The organism is Aliirhizobium sp. YIM B11859 (genome assembly GCF_057163345.1).
Map to the genome: position 1 here is coordinate 1 of NZ_JBXHAY010000009.1, position 17,677 is coordinate 17,677.

The following is a 17,677-nucleotide window of genomic DNA, read 5'->3' on the forward strand; positions in this document are numbered from 1 at the left end:
AGCGGGTTATAGGCGGAACCCCTTTTCTAAGTCAACACCAACCGTCGCAGAAACTTCAAGAAAATCATAAGAGACTGATTTTAAATGGGAAATCATGATATCTGCCGCAATAGGCGCCATTAACCATATGGAAACCATGGCACCTTGGCTGTCATGCACTCCCGCCGGCGCGAGAAGCGTCGTGAACCGTGAAGCGATCACATCCGATACCGCAAACCTTGTCTGGGCCGGCGAAAACATGCGATAGCGGACACCTCTATATATAGCCCCGCCCCTATGGGCCTTGTTACGAAAGCTACGGCCGTGCGCATCCTAGACGAAGCCTTCATTCCCGAACTTCCCAGCTATTACCGCGGCAAGGTCCGCGAAAACTACGACCTGCCGACGGGTGAGCGCATCATCATTGCCACGGATCGGCTGAGCGCTTTCGACAGGATCATCACCTGCATTCCCGACAAGGGCCATATATTGACGCAGACGGCGCGTTACTGGTTCGAGGCGACAAAGGATATCTGCCCCAATCACGTGATCGCCTATCCCGACCCGAACGTCGTGGTCGGAAAGCGCCTGGACATCCTGCCGGTCGAGATCGTCGTGCGCGGTTATCTGGCCGGCACGACCGGCACATCGCTTCTCACTCTCTATAAGAAGGGTGAGCGCAGGATGTACGGGCTCGACCTGCCGGACGGGATGAAGGATAATCAGATCCTGCCCCACCCGGTAATCACCCCGACCAGCAAGGCCTTTGATGGCGGCCATGACGAGCCTCTCACGCCGGCCGACATTATCGGCCACAAATTGCTGACACAGGAACAGTGGGAGACGGTCTCGAACCATGCGCTGGCGCTGTTTGCCCGTGGCCAGGAAATGGCAGCCAAACGCGGCCTCATCCTCGTCGACACCAAATATGAGTTCGGCACGGACGAGGACGGCAACATCATTCTCGCCGACGAGATCCATACACCTGACAGCAGCCGCTACTGGATGGCGAAAAGTTATGACGAGGCGTTTCGCACCGGCGGCCGGCCGGAAAGCTTCGACAAGGACTTCATCCGGGCCTGGGTCGTGGAGCGTTGCGATCCCTACAAGGACGACCTTCCCGCCATCCCGGCCGATCTGATTGGTCAAACCTCGGCAGTTTATCGCCGCGCCTTTGAGATGATTACCGGCCAGCAGTTTTTGTCCGACGAAACCGGCGAAACCGTATTGGCCCGTGTCCGCACCAATCTTGAACCCTATTTCAAGGCTTGAGGCCGCAAGGACCGAACGGAAAACGGAGCGAACTGGCATTCGCGCTGGGGGCTGGTGGGGGCACAATGCGAAAACCGAGACGCAAGGCGGAAGAAACCCGGGAAGATATCCTGACAGCAGCCGAAGAGCTGCTGCGGGATCACGGTGCCGCGAGATTTTCGATCGCCAATGTCGCGGCAAAGCTCGGCATGTCGCCGGCCAATGTCTTCAAACATTTCAGCTCCAAACCGGCCCTGATCGACGCCATCTGCAACCGCCATATAGTTCATATGATCGCCCGCTTCGAAGCGGCTCGGGCATCAGCTGCGCCGTCTCAAGGATTGGCGCTGGCGGTCCGCCAGCTGATGGACGTCCATCTGGCCGATATCCGGGAAAACCGTCACCTGTTCGAAATGCTGATGCAGATATCCCTCACGGATCTGCCGAGCGGCCAGCATTACAAAGACAGGATCGACCAGCTTTTCGTTAATCTCATCGCTGACGGCGTGGAAGCCGGCATCTATCATTGTCGCACCGACCGGACCTTTGCCCACATTGTCGGATTGGCTTTTGCTGCCATATTACATCCGATTTTGCTGATGCATGCCGAGGAAGACGAACTGATGGAACGCTGCGACGGGCTGGTGGAATTGATCGAGACTGCCTTGCGCTGTTGAGGCAACAGAAGTCCGTTCGGCAATCCTGTCGTGAAATTAACTTGTAAAGTGACGTTTCATAAATTACGTCACTTTCTCCGTTGCGGGATTCGGGATCAAGAAAAGCCGATCCGGATCTCGTAAGAACGATTTTATGTCGCAATGCCGCCCTTGTGCGATTGTGATCAACCGCCTGGTTTAGGACGACACCATGACCGGATATAAGCCCAATCTGACTTCTGCCATTTCCCTCGCCTTTCTGGCACTCGCCGTTGCGGCCTGCAGCGATTCGGGCGGCGGCTCAGGACAAGCGGCTGGCCAGGCCGATGCGCAACGCCCACCGCAGCCGGTCAGCGTCGTGACGATAACCAAGACCGAACAGCCGCTGACATCCGTTCTTTCCGGACGCGCGGAAGCTTTCCGCAGCGCTGAGATCAGGCCTCGCGTTGGCGGCGTCATCAAGCAGATCCAGGTGAAGGAGGGCAGCTTCGTCAAGGCGGGAGACCTTCTTTACAAGATCGATGACGACACCAACCTGGCAGCACTGGCCGAAGCCCAGGCGACGGTCGAAAAGGCGGAAGTGAGCGTCCCGGCCGCCGAAGCCAATCTCCAGCGCTACGAGCGGCTCGCCAATAGCGGTGCATCGCAGCAGGAATACGAAACCGCCCAGACGACCCTGCTGCAGGCCAAGGCATCGGTCGCCGAAGCAAAGGCTTCCCTTCAGACGGCGCAGATCAGCCAGGATTTCACCGAGATCCGCGCGCCGTTTGACGGCGTCACCTCGGCGACCAACTTCTCGGTCGGCAATGTCGTCACCGCCAGCCAGACGGATTCGTTGATGACGCTGCGGCAGATCGACCCGATCTATATCCAGCTCAATGAATCGAGCGTCAACCTTCTGCGGCTGCGGGACGCGATCGCCGCCGACAACAAGAAGCATGATCTTCCCACCGACAGGACCGATATTCGCCTGACGCTGGAAGATGGCTCGGAATATCCCAAGGTCGGCAAGCTCGACATGTCGGAAATGGCCGTCAGCACCACGACCGGTACGGTTTCGATCCGCACCCTGTTCGACAACCCCGACGATCTGATCCTGCCGGGCATGTTTGTCCGCGCGACGATTACCGTCGGCAAGGATAGTGGTTATGCCATTCCGCAGCGGGCGGCAGGGCGCAATGCCAATGGCGAATTGACGGCGAAGTTCGTCACCGCCGACAATAAGGTCGAGACGCGCACCTTCCGGTCAAGCAGGCTGTCCGGCAATAACTGGCTGGTCAATGACGGCGTTGCAGACGGCGATAAGCTGATCGTCGACGGCTTCCAGTGGATTGCCGACAATGCCACCGTCAACCCGATACCGGCCGAGATCGATGCAAAAGGCTTCGTCATCGACAAACCGGCGCCGGCCGGCGGTCAGGCCACACCGGCCCCCAAATCGTGACCCGCCCGCAATCCGTGATCAGGAATTAGAACATGGCTAGATTCTTCATCCGGCGGCCGATCTTTGCATGGGTCATCGCCATCGTCATCATGCTGGGCGGCGCGCTCGCGATCAGCACACTTTCAATCTCGCAATATCCGGAAGTCGCACCCCCGACGGTCCGCATCAGCGCAAGCTATACCGGCGCAAGTGCCGACACCGTCCGCAAGACGGTGACGCAGATCGTCGAGGACGGCATGACAGGCCTTGATGGCCTGACCTATATGACCTCGTCCTCGACGACCGGCTCTGCCTCGATCACGCTGACCTTCGACAACAGCGTCGATCCCGACATCGCCCAGGTTCAGGTGCAGAACAAACTGCAGCTGGTCACATCGCAGCTGCCGTCGATTGTTCAGCAGCTTGGTATCGAAGTCACCAAGTCGACATCGAGCATCCTGCTCGTCGGTGCGCTTGTTTCGACCGACGGCAAAAGGTCCTCTGCCGATCTCGGTGACATTTTCTCGTCTCAGATCGAAGACCAGGTAAAGCGGCTCGAAGGCGTCGGCAGCATCAATGCCTTCGGCTCGGCCTTTGCGATGCGCGTCTGGCTCGACCCCTTTAAGCTGAAGAAGTTCCAGCTGACCCCGGCCGATGTAACTGCTGCGATCGAATCGCAGAACACCCAGGTTTCCGTCGGTTCGGTCGGCGACCTGCCGGCGGTCGAAGGCCAGCAGCTCAATGTCACGATGACAGCGCAGAGCCAGCTGACCACCGTTTCCGATTTCGAGCGCATCATCCTGAGGGTCAATACGAGCGGTGCCAATGTTCGTCTGAGCGACGTTGCACGTGTCGAAATCGGCCAGGAAAGCTACACGACGACCTCGCGTTCCGACCGGCAGCCGGCATCCGGTTTTGCCGTCAACCTGGCGACCGGCGCCAACGCGCTCGACACGGCGGCGATCGTCAAGGGCAAGATGGCGCAGATCGCGCCCAGCCTGCCGGCCAACGTCAAAATCATCTATCCCTATGACACGACGCCGTTCGTATCCTTGTCGATCGAGAAGGTGATCCACACCCTGATCGAAGCGATCATCCTCGTCTTCGTCGTGCTTCTTGTGTTCCTGCAGAATTTCCGCGCCACCTTGATCCCGATGATCGCCGTTCCTGTGGTCTTGCTCGGAACGTTCGGCATTCTCGCGGTCACTGGCTACTCGATCAACACATTGACCATGTTCGCCATGGTTCTTGCGATCGGCCTGCTTGTCGACGATGCCATTGTCGTCGTCGAGAATGTCGAGCGCATCATGGAAGAAGAGGGCCTCGGCCCGCTTGAAGCCACGGAAAAGTCGATGGGCGAGATTACCGGCGCCATCGTCGGCATCGCGCTTGTCTTGACTGCTGTCTTTATTCCGATGGCCTTTTTCGGTGGATCGACCGGCATCATCTATCGGCAGTTTTCGATAACCATCGTGTCTGCCATGCTGCTTTCGGCACTGGTCGCCCTCGTTTTGACGCCGGCCCTATGCGCCACGATCCTGAAGCCTACCAACCACGAAAAGAAGGGCCGCGGCCTGGGCGCGTGGTTCAATCGCGGCTTCGATCACACGACCAACGGCTATGTCGGTTCCGTAGGCTACCTGCTGAAGCGACCGGTACGGGTCATGCTTATGTTCGCCGTCATCGTCGGTGGATGCGCCTATCTCTTCATGCGCCTGCCCTCCTCGTTCCTCCCTCAGGAAGACCAGGGAGCTTTGATGACGATCGTCCAGTTGCCCAACGGCGCGACCGCCGCCCAGACGCAACAGGTCATCGAGAAGGTCGAGAACTACTATCTCGACAAGGAGAAGGACGCTGTCGACTCCGTCTTTGCCGTCAACGGCTTCAGCTTCGCCGGGCAAGGGCAGAACAACGCCATCGTCTTCGCCAGCCTGAAACCTTTCGATGAACGTACCGATACCAAGCTTGGCGCCGCCGCAATCGTGCAGCGGGCCATGGGGTATTTCTTCACCATCCGCGAAGCCCAGGTTTTCCCGCTTTTGCCGCCGGCCATTCAGGGCATGGGCACCTCCAGCGGCTTTTCCATGTATCTGGTCGACACCGGCAATCACGGCGCAGATGCGCTGGCACTTGCCTCCAAACAGTTGATCGCATCGGCCAATTCAAGCGGCGTGATCAGCGGCATGCGCGCCAACGACCGTGACGAGGAAAGTCAGGTGAAGCTTATCCTCGACCAGGAAAAGCTGAGCGCCATGGGTGTCGGAATTTCCGATGCAAACTCCATGCTGACGACCATCTTTGCCGGTAGCCGCGTCAACGACTTCACCCTCAACAACAAGATCAAGCATGTCTATGTGCAGGGTGAAGCGCCCTATCGTATGCAGGCGGAAGATCTCAAATATTGGGATGCCCGCAACTCCGACAACGAGATGGTACCCTTCTCATCGTTCACCGATACCAAATGGATAAACGGCCTGCCCTCGCTCTCGGCCTACAATGCCGTCACCGCCTACTCCATGGAAGGCGCCGCAGCAGCGGGCATCAGCTCCGGTGACGCCATGAACGAGGTCGAACGTCTCGTTGCGCAGATGGACGGTGGCTACACCGTCGCGTGGCAGGGCATTTCTTATCAGGAACGCCTGTCCGGCTCCCAGGCGCCGATGCTTTATGCCCTATCGGTGCTGATCGTATTCCTTTGCCTCGCAGCGCTCTACGAAAGCTGGTCCATTCCGTTCTCGGTCATCCTTGCGGTTCCGATCGGCGTGCTCGGCGCATTGGCTGCGGCGCATTTCCTCGGCCAGTCCAACGATGTGTACTTCAAGGTCGGCCTGCTGACGACGATCGGTCTGGCGGCAAAGAACGCGATCCTGATCGTGGAATTCGCCAAGGACCGTCAGGCGGCCGGAATGGGCCTGATCGAGGCGGCGCTGACGGCTGCAAAACTGCGTCTGCGCCCGATCATCATGACCTCGCTCGCCTTCATTCTCGGCGTCGTGCCACTCGCAACCGCCACCGGCGCAGGGTCAGCTGCCCAGAACGCAATCGGCATCGGCGTCCTCGGTGGTATGCTTTCTGCAACACTCATCGGAATTTTCTTCGTTCCGACGTTCTTTGTGGTCGTCAGGCGGTTATCAAATCGTGAAAAACAGGAGAAGACTGTTTAAATGCGATAACGGATCGATGGCTTTTGGCTGGCGAATCTGATTCTGCTTGCCAGTTCAATAGTGTCTGCTCCGCGACGTGCGGACTTTGTTAGTAAGGGCTTTGGGACAAAATATGATTTCCACTCGCGCAGCCGCCCCGCTCATTCTGCTTCTGTTGTCCAGCTGCACGCTTGGTCCCGACCACACGGCGCCGCAGGTTTCCCTGCCGGCGAAGTTTGGTGAGGGATCGGCGACGAGCAATGGCGACGTTTCCAAGAAAGACTGGTGGACGGCATTTTCCGACAAGCGGCTGAACGGTTACGTAGCCGACGGCCTCTCTCAGAACCTCGATATCCTCCAGGCTCTTGAGCGTATCAACCAGGCACAGGCAAGTGTCATCACCGCGGGTGCGGGCGGTTTGCCGGCACTTGATGTTTCGGCAGACGCCGGCCGTAGCGGCACCAAGGATATCGGCGGCAATGCAGGCGCGGCATCGGCCACTTCAGCCCGTACCAGCGTCAGCGGCGGTGCCACAGCAAGCTGGTTCCTCGACCTTTTCGGACTTTACCGCCGGTCGAAGGAAGCAGCCCTCGCAAACCTCGATGCCTCTTACGCCAGCGTCGACGTTGCAAGGCTTTCGCTTCTCTCCTCGGTCGCAGGCGCCTATATCGACGCCCGCTACTACCAGGAACTGCTGAAGATCTCGAACGACAACCTCAAGTCCCGTCGCGAGACCTTGAACCTCACCAAGCTGCAGCTCGATGCCGGCGCCGCTTCGCGTCTCGACGTCGTGCAGGCTGAAGGTCTGGTCAACTCGACACTTGCTGGCGTTCCGGGCATCGAAGCCTCCTTCCGCGTCTCGGCACACAGCCTGGCAACACTGCTTGCCCAGCCTGCCGGAGCGCTGGTTGGCGAAATGCAACGCGGTGGTCATCAGCCGGTTCCGCGCTTCAGCGCCAAGGCCGGTATCCCGGCTGACCTGGTCCGCAACCGCCCCGATATCCGTGCGTCTGAACGCCAGCTGGCGGCAGCCGTTGCCAATATCGGCGTGGCGGAAGCTCAGCTCTACCCGTCGATCACGCTCGGCGGCTCGATCACGCCATCCTACGCCAAGGCTGGCAATGCCGAAGCCGGTTTGCTGTCCTGGTCGTTCGGCCCGTCGCTCAGCCTGCCGATCTTCGATGGCGGTGCGCTGCGGGCAAACGTTTCCTCGTCCGAATCCGCGGCACGGGAAGCTTACCTGTCTTGGAAACAGACGGTTCTCGGCGCAGTCGAGGAAGTCGAGAACGCTCTGGCGTCCTATTCGCGTGACGGTCGCACCGTTGCCGCCTATCGCCAGACGGTCAGGTCCTACCAGGAAGCTCTTGAGCTCGCGACCGCAAGCTATCGCGACGGCGCATCCTCGCTGCTCGACGTTCTCGATGCACAGCGTCAGGTCTCCGACGCCCAGCAGAGCCTCGCAGCGGCCGTACAGCAGATGGCGAAGGACTATGTCGCCCTCAACGTTGCGATCGGTGGCGGTTATGCCGTCGGTTCCGCCAAGGCAACCGAAGTTGCCTCTGCCAAGGTCGTCAAGGATTGAGTTATGGGCCGGATTTCCGGCCCTCTTAATCTTTCTGCAAACCAACAAAAAACCTCCGGAGCTTGGCTTCGGAGGTTTTTTCATGCCCTGGTAACAAGGCCGGGGACGATGCCCCGGCAATATAATCAGTTCTTGGCGCGCTCGACGTAGGAATTGTCTTCCGTTGCGATGACGACGCGGGTGCCTGCATCGATATGCGGCGGGACGGCGGTGCGAATGCCGTTGGACAGCATTGCCGGCTTGTAGGACGACGAAGCCGTCTGCCCCTTGACGACCGGTTCCGTCTCGGTGATTTCGAGAGTGACGTGACGCGGCAGCTGCAATGCGAGCGCAACGCCTTCGTGCATCGACAGGATGCAGGTCATGCCTTCCTGCAGATAAGCCTTCTGGTCGCCCATCGTATCGACGTCGACGACGATCTGGTCATAATTTTCCGGGTTCATGAAGTGGAAGCCTTCGCCATCTTCATAGAGGAACTGGAAGTTGACGTCTTCGACGAAGGCGCGCTCGACCTGTTCGGTCGTACGCCAGCGCTCGGCAACCTTCACGCCGTCGACGATGCGGCGCATGTTGACCTGGGTGACGGGCGTGCCCTTGCCGGGATGAAAGTTCTCGGCAGTGAGAACCACGTAAAGCTTGCCGTCTACTTCGAGAACGTTGCCCTTGCGGACAGACGAGGCGATGACCTTGACCATAAGACTTCCTTGTAACTCGGCCGGCCACGTCGTAGAGGACTGGCGGAAATGGCCGTATAGATGCTTTTCAGGTTTCCTTGTCGGCGCAACTACCGCAAAATCCGTTAAATAGCCAGCCCCGGCATTGGCCGACGCCGCGAAGGAAGCTCCGCCCATGAACCGCCCCGGCGCATCACCATCCCCCTGGTGGACACCGAACCTCCATGCGGACCGCCGGCCGTTCCTGCTGGGCCGCAACAGGATCCAGTCCGCTTTGCGCGCTCACTTCGGTCAATGCGACTTCATCGAGGTCGATACGGCTACATTGCAGGTCTCGCCAGGCAATGAGACCCATCTTCATGCTTTTGCAACCGAGGCTCTGACGATCGACGGCCGTGCAGCACCGCTCTACCTCCATACCTCGCCGGAATTTGCTGCCAAGAAGCTTCTGGCGGCGGGCGAACAGCGCATCTTCACCTTCGCCCATGTCTATCGCAACCGTGAGCGTGGACCACTGCATCATCCGGAATTCACCATGCTGGAATGGTACCGGGTGGGCGAGAGCTACGAACAGCTGATGGCCGATTGTGCCGACATTCTGAAGCTTGCAGCCGAAACCACCGGCACCAGGTACTTTTGTTTCCGCGGCATGGAAACCGATCCATTTGCCGAACCGGAACGGTTGACGCTGGCCGAAGCCTTCGACCGCTTCGCAGATATTGATCTTCTGTCGTCGGTCTCAATTTCCGGGGAAACGGACCGCGACCTTCTGGCCGGTGCCGTGCGGCAGGCCGGAATTCGGGTTGCCGAAGACGACACCTGGGCCGATCTGTTCAGCAAGGTTCTGGTCGACAAGATCGAGCCGCATCTTGGCAAGGATCGCGCAACGATCCTCTGCGAATACCCGGTTTGTGAAGCAGCACTCGCCAGGCCATCTGCCAGCGATCCTCGGGTGGCGGAGCGCTTCGAGCTTTACGCCTGTGGTGTCGAACTTGCCAACGCCTTTGGCGAATTGACCGATGCCGGCGAGCAGCGCCGCCGCTTCGAGCATGAAATGGCCGAGAAGGCCCGCATCTATGGCGAGACCTATCCGATCGACGAGGATTTTCTGGCAGCACTCGCCGCCATGCCCGAGGCAAGCGGTGCGGCCCTTGGCTTCGACCGGCTGGCAATGCTGGCGACCGGCGCGACCCGCATCGAACAGGTCATGTGGGCGCCGGTGGCGGAGGTGATAGCGTGAGTACCGCCCGGCCACTGAAGACGCCGGATGAACTGCAGGCAGCCGGCCTGGTGACAGGCGAACGGCTTGACGCCATCCGCACTGTGGCCGACCGCTACGCGATCGCCATCACGCCGACCATTCTGTCACTGATCGACCCTGCAGACCCCAATGATCCGATTGCCCGGCAGTTCGTCCCGGATGCCGCAGAACTCGTGACGACGCAGCAGGAAGACGCCGACCCGATCGGCGACGACGCCCACAGCCCGATCAAAGGCATCGTCCATCGTTATCCCGACCGCGTGCTGTTGAAGGCCGTGCATGTCTGCCCGGTCTATTGCCGCTTCTGCTTCCGCCGGGAAATGGTCGGGCCGCAGGGTGACGGCATGCTGTCGCCAGGTGAACTGGCCTCCGCCTTCGACTATATCCGCGAGCATTCCGAGATCTGGGAAGTGATCCTGACCGGCGGCGACCCGCTGGTGCTTTCGCCACGCCGACTTGCCGAAATCATGCGCGGGCTGGCGAAGATCGACCATGTGAAGATCGTCCGGTTCCACAGTCGGGTACCGGTCGTTGAGCCCGACCATATAGATGATGCGCTGATTGCAGCGCTGAAGGAAAGCGGCAAGACCATCTATATCGCTCTCCACGCCAACCATCCGCGCGAGATGACACCTGAAGCGCGGGCGGCTTGCGCAAGACTGGTCGATGCCGGTTTTCCGATGGTAAGCCAGACCGTACTGCTGAAGGGTGTAAACGACGACCCCGCCGTGCTGGGCGAATTGATGAAGGCTTTTGTCGAGACGCGGATAAAGCCCTATTACCTGCACCATCCGGATCTCGCACCGGGCACCGGCCATTTCCGCCTCGACATAAAAGAGGGCCAGAAGATCGTCTCGGCGCTCCGCGGCACCATTTCCGGCCTCTGTCAGCCGACTTATGTCCTCGATATCCCCGGCGGCCACGGCAAGGCGGTGATCGGCGAAAGTGCCGTCCGCGGCGATGGCGGCTGTTATTCGGTCAGCGATTTCCGCGGCGGCGAGCATCGTTACCCGCCGGAAAAGGTGTCTTGATCCTTTCATGCCTCGGCACCGGCAAGCTATCCCCTGAGCGATTTCGGCCCGCGCAGGCACAATCCATCCCCGCGCAGAAATCTGCCGCGGTGGTCATCGAACAATCCGGAGAAGCGCACGCATATGCGGAACCTCTTTGGAATGTAAAAAATGTGGCTCCGCATATGCGTGGCCTTCGGCGTCTTTTCGGGACTTCCGGTCCCTACGGATGATCCTCTCGCCTCGCTGCACGCAAAATCTCTCTTGCGCTTGGACGGCTCAACCGAACCCGGCACGGCTGCCAGGGGAAGGCTTGATCAGAAGCGGTTGCCCGCTCCCGTGAGTTTCACCCCTTTCGCCCTTGCCGCACGTTACGGTTCGAACGAAAGCGCCGGCCCCCACCTGCCCGCGAACGTCTCGCGAAACACTCCGGCGATGGAAGCGAGGAGATTATGGGCACAGGTTCGAAGAGCGGGGATGAAATTTTATGCATGCGGTTGATTTTGTTGAAGGTGAGGTCAAACATTTCCCCGTTGCCTCCATTGGCGATGTACCGGGGCTGACCGGTCAACAACAAGATCCAGCACTTGGTTAAAGCCAAGCGTTGATTTTGTAACTTTCCTATAAGGGAGAGCACTGCCGAATTGAAGCGAACGGCTGAACGGCAATCCCTCGTATCAACCGCCGCAGCTTTTGCGGTCGCCGAAATAGCTCTGCAGGGTCTGCATCTGCGGCCGGTCGCCGCTATCTGTCGGCTGGATGTTGAGCGGTTCGGACGGTTTCCACCAGTCGCCGGCGGCCCAGTAGGACCAGCCGAGCCAGACATCCGGCCGGCTTTCGACGACCGCAACCATGTCTTTCAGCGCCTGTTGGCAGCTCGGTGCGGTCGGCACGGCGAATTCGCCGAGAAAACCGCGGCGCCCCTGGCTTGCCAGCCAGTCGCCCATCGCGCCGACGGCTTTGACGGCATCCGCCGCACGGCTGCATTCGTCGTTCTTTCCCGAAAAGTCGACATCCATGTATTGATGAACTTCATAGGCGAAATTGCCGGACGGATCTGCGATGCCGGTCATCACGCTGCCATTCGGCGTACCATAATCTCCGCCATTCCAGCTATGCGCCCCGGTCCATGACGTGCCCGGCACGAGGATCAGGTTCTTGGCGCCGGTCTGGCGGATCGAAGCGATCGCACCATTGGCTGCTGACAGCCAGTCCTCCGCCGAGATCCCATAGGGTTCGTTCATCAGCCCGAAAACGATGCCGTCCTGGTTTGCGAACATGGTCGCCAGCCGCCGCCAGAAATCGGAAAATGCACTTTGTGGCACGGCATCCGAGCCGATCAGCTGATCCTGATAACGGGCATAATTGTGCGGATCGATGATGACCTGCATTCCGGCCGACAGGATCGCCTTGACCGTCGACCTGAGCCGCCGCATCTCGGCCGCATCAAACTTGTCGTAGAGCTTGGGTTGCAGGCGTTCCCACAGGAAGGGCAGCCGCACGCCGCCAAAGCCCTTGTCGTGAAAATACGCGATCGTTGTGTCGGACGGATAGGTGTAGCCCTCGCCATAGGGCTGGCCGATGCTGCCAAATTCCGCGCCGGCGAGATTGATGCCTCTCATGCAGTCGGCAGACTGCGCCGGCCCGGCGGTGACCGCCGCGCAGGCCAGGGCGCCAGCCAGCAGCCCTGTGCCGCATCGACGTTTGAGGCGATATTGGGGTCCGTATCCTGTCGAGCGTCTTGTCACATCGTTTCTCCGCTTCGCGACGCAAACCTCGCATTACCAGCTTATAAAATCGCTAATAAAAGAACGACGGGGATTTCCACGTCGCCGGCGACGGGTATGCGCCTGCCAAAGGCGCAACCGGAACGGAATTTTGCGCCGCCCTGCCTAATGTGACGCGGCAGGAGGTGATGGCAAGCGTCGGGGAAAAATCTGGTCTTAGGATCATCGACACGGTTCCAATCGTGCCGCCTTGGCGTATAGGTCATTGCCGCAAATTGACCTGCAGGGGAAACTGTCGATGATGAAGAGCTATGTCCTGACCGTATCGTGCACATCCACGCGAGGCATCGTGGCCGCGATATCAGGCTTTTTGGCCGACAAGGGCTGCAATATCATCGATAGTTCGCAGTTCGACGACCTGGATACCGGCAAGTTCTTCATGCGCGTCAGCTTCATCTCCGAAGAAGGCGCCGCCCGCGATGTCCTGGTCGACGGATTCACGCCGATCGCCCTGAAATTCGGGATGGAATGGGACGTCTTCGATTCGGCCGACCGGATGAAGGTGCTGCTGATGGTGTCCCGCTTCGGACACTGCCTCAACGACCTTCTCTATCGCTGGAAGATCGGTGCCTTGCCGATCGATATCGTTGGCGTCGTCTCCAATCATTTCGATTACCAGAAACTGGTCGTCAACAACGACATCCCCTTCCACCACATCAAGGTGACCAAAGAGAACAAGCCGCAGGCCGAAGCGCAGTTGATGGAGGTCGTTGAGACGAGCGGTACCGAACTGGTGGTTCTGGCGCGTTACATGCAGGTTCTCTCCGACCAGCTCTGCACAAAGATGTCGGGCAAAATCATCAACATCCATCACTCCTTCCTGCCGAGCTTCAAAGGCGCCAATCCTTACAAGCAGGCCTATCAGCGCGGCGTGAAGCTGATCGGCGCAACGGCGCATTACGTCACCGGCGATCTCGATGAAGGCCCGATCATCGAACAGGACGTCGCCCGGATTACCCACGCGCAGTCGCCGGACGACTATGTTTCGCTCGGCCGCGACGTCGAAAGCCAGGTTCTGGCACGCGCCATCCACGCCCATATCCATCACCGCACCTTCATCAACGGCAACCGCACGGTCGTTTTCCCGCCGAGCCCCGGCTCCTACGCATCGGAACGCATGGGCTGAAGCATAGCGCCTAAAAGACCGAGATCGTTTTCGGAAACTGCAAGGCGCAGGCTCTGAATTGCTGCAGCCGGTGGCTTATCGACAAGCCACCGGCTGCATGTCGTTTCAGCAACCACTAGAAGTCCTATGGACGCGGCGTTTTCTCGCGCTATCCTCTCCCGTTACCGATGTTTCCGGAGATACGGATGGCCGACGCCGCGACCGATACGCCTGATATTGCCGACACAACCCCGGCTCCGAAGAACGACGATCCGCTGGAACACGTGGACGAGCTTTTGCGCGACCATTGGGGGCTTTCAGGCCAGGTCTTTCCGGTCGAGCAGGCACGCGGCATAGCCTATCTCGTCGACAACGGCCATCTGCGTTACCTGCTGGATATTCGTGCACCGCAGGACGAGGCCTCCCTGCAGATCGAGCATGAGGTGATGCGCCATATCATCCGCAGCCCGGATGGCAGCCCCGTCTGCGAACCCGTCGCAACGAAAAACGGTGCCGACATTCTGGCCGCCAATATCGGCGGCGAAGAAAAGCTTCTTCGCCTGCTGACCGTGCTCGAGGGTTCGGCACCGGCACCATCCGGCCCGCTGTCGAGAGTGACGAGCGCATCGCTTGGAACGCTGGCTGCAAGTCTTGCAAGAAGCCTTGTGGATTTCGACCAGTCGGCATGGGATGGAGAACATGACGACGATCTGCGCAAGGCGGGCCCGAGAACCGTTTCGCTGCTTTCAGATGTAACCGATCAGGAGACCAGGGACTTTATCGCCAGAGCCATGGTCGCCGCGCTCAGGCGCATCCATCCGCTGACGCCGGACTTCCGTCTTGGTTTGACGATACCCGGCCTGGCGCTGGACATACTGACCGGCGACGAAGATAGCGGCGAATGGCGTGCGGCCGGCATTACCGATCTCGGCGGGCTGGCGACGAGTTGGTACGTTTCCGCCCTCGCCAAGACCTGCGCCCTTATTCTGTTCAGCCACGACGGAGAGCCGACATCGATCCTGCCCGCCATCGCCGCCTATCACGCGATCGATCCGCTCAATTCCAGTGAAATAGAGGCACTTTGGCCGCTCGTCATTGCAGAAACAGCACTCACCGCAGCCGTTGCTGCAAACCACCACGCACACAGTGGTGATGATCAACAGGCCGGTTTGGCGGCGAAGCAGGCCCGAAAGGTTTTGAACATTGCATCCGCGACCACGGCACCCTTCATGCATGCCGCAATTTTGCAGGCCTGTAGTATCGAGCCGGCAGCGCTCGACACTGGCCTGCTCTTGCCCGAAGTCGACGCCGACCGGGTGCCATTGGTGGATCTCGGGGTAACGAGCCCCCTGCTTTATGACGGCAACTGGACGAATGCGGATAACGACTGGAAGCTTCTTGCCCGGACCGCCTGGGAAACCGGCATGGGAAGCACCCGTTACGGAGAATACCGACTATCGGGAAGCAGCATCTCCCGCGAAGGTGAAGAGCCGGGCAATGTCGCGCTGCATGTCGATATCTGTTTGCCTGCCGGAACACTCCTTGCTGCGCCCTTTTCCGGCACGGTAACCCAGACATCGCCGCGCCTGTCGATCCGTGGCCGAGACGTGACGCTGCTGCTCGAAGGGGTAAGGACCGATCTCGACGAGGGAGCGGAGATCGACCGACAAGCCGTGATTGGCCGGGTCGCCGGGGAAGAAGGATCCGCCGGCGGCATCAGGGTCAGGCTTTCCCGCGATCCCGACAATGCGCCGCCACTTTTCTGCCGGCCATCCGAGGCTGCCATCTGGCGAAATCTGGCTCCCTCGCCGGCCGCAATGCTTGGGATAGACTGCGATGCGCCACCGGTGGACGGAAAACACATGGTGCGGGCATGGCGCGAATTCGTCTATGACGAGAGCGGCCGCATCCTCCTCGATTTCGGCGCAACCGCTCCCTTGATCGGCCACGGCCATCCGGCGATCGCCACGGCAAGTTATCGCCAGCATCTGCTGATAGCGGCATCCGGTGGCGATGCCTTAGGCTTGCAGGCGTTGAGGCAGGAACTGCTGGAGATCGCGCCCCTGGGTCTTGCCAATGTCATCCTGTTCGCCGACCGGCATCTGGCCCTGACGGCAATCCAGGCGGTGGCCTCTCGGCCGCAAGGGGAAGCGGCGGCCGCAGCCGGGAACCTGCAGGACGAGAACGCCGAAACAGCAGAGGTCGCGCCGGAAGCCCTGGCCGATGGACACGACAATAGTGAGACTGAGACCGGCATCTCGGTTATCGAACCGCTGCCCGGCACGGCTGACCTTGCCAGGCAGATTGCTGAGGCAAGGAAAGAACATCACCTTGTCGTTCTCGATGAAACGCGCACCGGTTATGGTCGATTTGGCGACACCTGGTGGGCCGCCGATCGTGAGGGCTTGAAGGCGGATTTCCTGCTGGCGGGAAGCTGTGACGGGGGCACCTTGGCAGCGGTCTTCTGCACCGGCGATTTTGCCCGGCAACTGTCGGCACTCGCCTCGCCGGTCTCTCCCGTCGCCGTCGCGACGGCACTCGCTGCGCTGAAGGTTCTTCGCAACGAACATCTTCAGGCCAATGCGGCGGCAATGGGCGAGGGTCTAGGAAAAGGCCTGCGGCAACTTGCCGAAGACAGCAGGCATGCTTTGGCAGTCTCGGGTCATGGTCTTTTCTGGGAAATTCAACTTAAGGGAGAATTGATCGACGCTGACTGTCGGCTTGGCGAGACAATTCTCCATCTGCCGAATGAAACCGGCCGGTTTCTGCTTCTCCCGCCTCTCTGCACCGGCGAGGCCAGCATCCGCTTTTGCCTCGAAAAGGTGAGCGAAGCCCTCGGCCTCAACACCCCGGTCGAGATTTAAATCCGCCCGACCCTTGTTTGACAGAGACCAGCACCTAACTTAGGCGGACCGGAGAAATATGCTATGTGGCGAACTTAATTTCACAATATCGCCTTTCTCCTGTCATCATGCAGAAAAATATTCTGTGTAATTATGGATTACGTTGATCGCTTGGCCGGTTTCGGCTAGTCTGATCAGCGGTCAGAAAATGATTCTGACCCTGTCGCGCAACGCTTTGAAAGGAGAGTGACATGCCTAAATCTGTCTTCGTCGCTGCCCTCCGGCGTCAGGCGCTCGATGTGAATGGCACGGATCGCTGCTCCCTTCCGTGCTGTCGAATGTAACGCTTCCGGTTCTTATCGTTCCTGAATTTTACCATTCGTTTTGAGCTGCAACCTCTGCAGCCCATGCGGGAGTCTGTCATGCAGAAACAAGTTATTGAATTCGCCGGCGAGCCCGTCGGCATCGTGGTGCCGGACGAAAATCGCCTGAAGTTCATCGCCGTCAAGTTCCACGTCATTGACCTGGACGAACAGCGGTTCGACTCGGCCGACGACGTGCGGCTGGCGATCAGCAGGCTGGTAGCGGCAAGAAACGCCGCTCCGGCGACCCATGCCTGATCGCTAGAGCTCCGGCTTCGTTACAATGCAAAAAGCCGCCCTCCGAAGGCGGCTTTTGTTTTGCGCAGCTCCGGTCCCGTGCTTCTTCTCAGAAGGCCGTGAAGGTGATCGTCGTCAGCGAACGCTCGATATTCGGAATGCAGGCGATCTTCTCGTTGACGAAACGGCCGATTTCCGCGTCGTCATTGATATAGACCTTGAGCAGAAGATCCCATTCGCCGCTGGTGGAATAGAGTTCCGACACGAGTTCCGTCTTGTAGATGGCATCTGCGACCTCATAGGTCTTGCCGGGCTTGCAGCGGAGCTGGACGAAGATGGGCTTCATGGACTGTTCTCGTCTTTG

14 protein-coding genes are annotated in these 17,677 nt (G+C 59.5%); 10 read left to right on the top strand and 4 right to left on the bottom strand.

What is annotated here, in order from left to right:
- Positions 1-6: 6 nt before the first annotated feature.
- Positions 7-240, bottom strand: a complete 234-nt coding sequence (locus tag AC2GXZ_RS26540) for a hypothetical protein (RefSeq protein ID WP_483762246.1) — start codon at positions 238-240, stop codon at positions 7-9.
- Positions 241-303: 63 nt separating this feature from the next.
- Here AC2GXZ_RS26540 and AC2GXZ_RS26545 point away from each other — a divergent pair, with 63 nt between their 5' ends.
- The 5 genes from AC2GXZ_RS26545 to AC2GXZ_RS26565 all read left to right on the top strand — a co-directional run bounded on the left by AC2GXZ_RS26545 (position 304) and on the right by AC2GXZ_RS26565 (position 8,034).
- Positions 304-1,251: a phosphoribosylaminoimidazolesuccinocarboxamide synthase gene (locus tag AC2GXZ_RS26545; protein WP_483762247.1), complete on the top strand. Its 948-nt coding sequence runs from the start codon at positions 304-306 to the stop codon at positions 1,249-1,251.
- 65 nt (positions 1,252-1,316) lie between these two features.
- Positions 1,317-1,907 carry a TetR/AcrR family transcriptional regulator gene (locus tag AC2GXZ_RS26550; protein WP_483762248.1) on the top strand — a complete coding sequence of 197 codons (591 nt, stop codon included), beginning with the start codon at positions 1,317-1,319 and terminating at the stop codon, positions 1,905-1,907.
- Positions 1,908-2,097: 190 nt separating this feature from the next.
- Positions 2,098-3,330: an efflux RND transporter periplasmic adaptor subunit gene (locus tag AC2GXZ_RS26555; protein WP_483762249.1), complete on the top strand. Its 1,233-nt coding sequence runs from the start codon at positions 2,098-2,100 to the stop codon at positions 3,328-3,330.
- 32 nt (positions 3,331-3,362) lie between these two features.
- Complete coding sequence (locus tag AC2GXZ_RS26560) at positions 3,363-6,473, top strand: efflux RND transporter permease subunit (protein ID WP_483762250.1); 3,111 nt, start codon at positions 3,363-3,365, stop codon at positions 6,471-6,473.
- Between the two features lie 112 nt (positions 6,474-6,585).
- Positions 6,586-8,034 (top strand): efflux transporter outer membrane subunit, encoded by a 1,449-nt coding sequence (locus AC2GXZ_RS26565; protein ID WP_483762251.1) that lies wholly within the window; start codon positions 6,586-6,588, stop codon positions 8,032-8,034.
- Positions 8,035-8,159: 125 nt separating this feature from the next.
- Here the strand turns inward: AC2GXZ_RS26565 and efp are convergent, their stop codons facing one another.
- A complete protein-coding gene (gene efp / locus AC2GXZ_RS26570; RefSeq protein WP_483762252.1) occupies positions 8,160-8,729 on the bottom strand; it encodes an elongation factor P in 570 nt (189 codons plus the stop codon).
- A gap of 154 nt (positions 8,730-8,883) precedes the next feature.
- Between efp and epmA the strand changes: the two genes are divergently transcribed.
- Together epmA and AC2GXZ_RS26580 are read left to right on the top strand one after the other, a co-directional pair.
- The gene (gene epmA / locus AC2GXZ_RS26575) at positions 8,884-9,948 is read left to right on the top strand and encodes an EF-P lysine aminoacylase EpmA (RefSeq protein WP_483762253.1); all 1,065 of its coding nucleotides are present in this window, start codon (positions 8,884-8,886) and stop codon (positions 9,946-9,948) included.
- A complete protein-coding gene (locus AC2GXZ_RS26580; RefSeq protein ID WP_483762254.1) occupies positions 9,945-11,000 on the top strand; it encodes a lysine-2,3-aminomutase-like protein in 1,056 nt (351 codons plus the stop codon). Before epmA ends, AC2GXZ_RS26580 begins: the two co-directional genes overlap by 4 nt.
- Before the next feature lie 656 nt (positions 11,001-11,656).
- Here AC2GXZ_RS26580 and AC2GXZ_RS26585 read toward each other — a convergent pair.
- Entirely contained in the window at positions 11,657-12,664 is a 1,008-nt protein-coding gene (locus AC2GXZ_RS26585) for a glycoside hydrolase family 5 protein (RefSeq protein WP_483762407.1), read from the bottom strand.
- Positions 12,665-13,007: 343 nt separating this feature from the next.
- Here AC2GXZ_RS26585 and purU point away from each other — a divergent pair, with 343 nt between their 5' ends.
- The 3 genes from purU (at position 13,008) to AC2GXZ_RS26600 (ending at position 17,334) form a co-directional block, all read left to right on the top strand.
- Entirely contained in the window at positions 13,008-13,892 is an 885-nt protein-coding gene (purU, locus tag AC2GXZ_RS26590) for a formyltetrahydrofolate deformylase (RefSeq protein WP_483762408.1), read from the top strand.
- Positions 13,893-14,077: 185 nt separating this feature from the next.
- Positions 14,078-16,735: an aminotransferase class III-fold pyridoxal phosphate-dependent enzyme gene (locus AC2GXZ_RS26595; protein ID WP_483762255.1), complete on the top strand. Its 2,658-nt coding sequence runs from the start codon at positions 14,078-14,080 to the stop codon at positions 16,733-16,735.
- Positions 16,736-17,136: 401 nt separating this feature from the next.
- On the top strand, positions 17,137-17,334 hold the full coding sequence (locus AC2GXZ_RS26600) for a hypothetical protein (RefSeq protein WP_483762256.1): 198 nt from the start codon (positions 17,137-17,139) through the stop codon (positions 17,332-17,334).
- 88 nt (positions 17,335-17,422) lie between these two features.
- Here the strand turns inward: AC2GXZ_RS26600 and AC2GXZ_RS26605 are convergent, their stop codons facing one another.
- Complete coding sequence (locus tag AC2GXZ_RS26605) at positions 17,423-17,659, bottom strand: Lrp/AsnC ligand binding domain-containing protein (protein WP_483762257.1); 237 nt, start codon at positions 17,657-17,659, stop codon at positions 17,423-17,425.
- Between the last annotated feature and the right edge of the window lie 18 nt (positions 17,660-17,677).

Bases quoted from the DNA above. Each gene is read 5' to 3' on its own strand.
- AC2GXZ_RS26540 (WP_483762246.1), bottom strand. From the start codon at position 240: ATGTTTTCGCCGGCCCAGACAAGGTTTGCGGTATCGGATGTGATCGCT.
- AC2GXZ_RS26550 (WP_483762248.1), top strand. From the start codon at position 1,317: ATGCGAAAACCGAGACGCAAGGCGGAAGAAACCCGGGAAGATATCCTG.
- AC2GXZ_RS26555 (WP_483762249.1), top strand. From the start codon at position 2,098: ATGACCGGATATAAGCCCAATCTGACTTCTGCCATTTCCCTCGCCTTT.
- AC2GXZ_RS26560 (WP_483762250.1), top strand. From the start codon at position 3,363: ATGGCTAGATTCTTCATCCGGCGGCCGATCTTTGCATGGGTCATCGCC.
- AC2GXZ_RS26565 (WP_483762251.1), top strand. From the start codon at position 6,586: ATGATTTCCACTCGCGCAGCCGCCCCGCTCATTCTGCTTCTGTTGTCC.
- efp (WP_483762252.1), bottom strand. From the start codon at position 8,729: ATGGTCAAGGTCATCGCCTCGTCTGTCCGCAAGGGCAACGTTCTCGAA.
- epmA (WP_483762253.1), top strand. From the start codon at position 8,884: ATGAACCGCCCCGGCGCATCACCATCCCCCTGGTGGACACCGAACCTC.
- purU (WP_483762408.1), top strand. From the start codon at position 13,008: ATGAAGAGCTATGTCCTGACCGTATCGTGCACATCCACGCGAGGCATC.
- AC2GXZ_RS26595 (WP_483762255.1), top strand. From the start codon at position 14,078: ATGGCCGACGCCGCGACCGATACGCCTGATATTGCCGACACAACCCCG.
- AC2GXZ_RS26600 (WP_483762256.1), top strand. From the start codon at position 17,137: ATGCAGAAACAAGTTATTGAATTCGCCGGCGAGCCCGTCGGCATCGTG.
- AC2GXZ_RS26605 (WP_483762257.1), bottom strand. From the start codon at position 17,659: ATGAAGCCCATCTTCGTCCAGCTCCGCTGCAAGCCCGGCAAGACCTAT.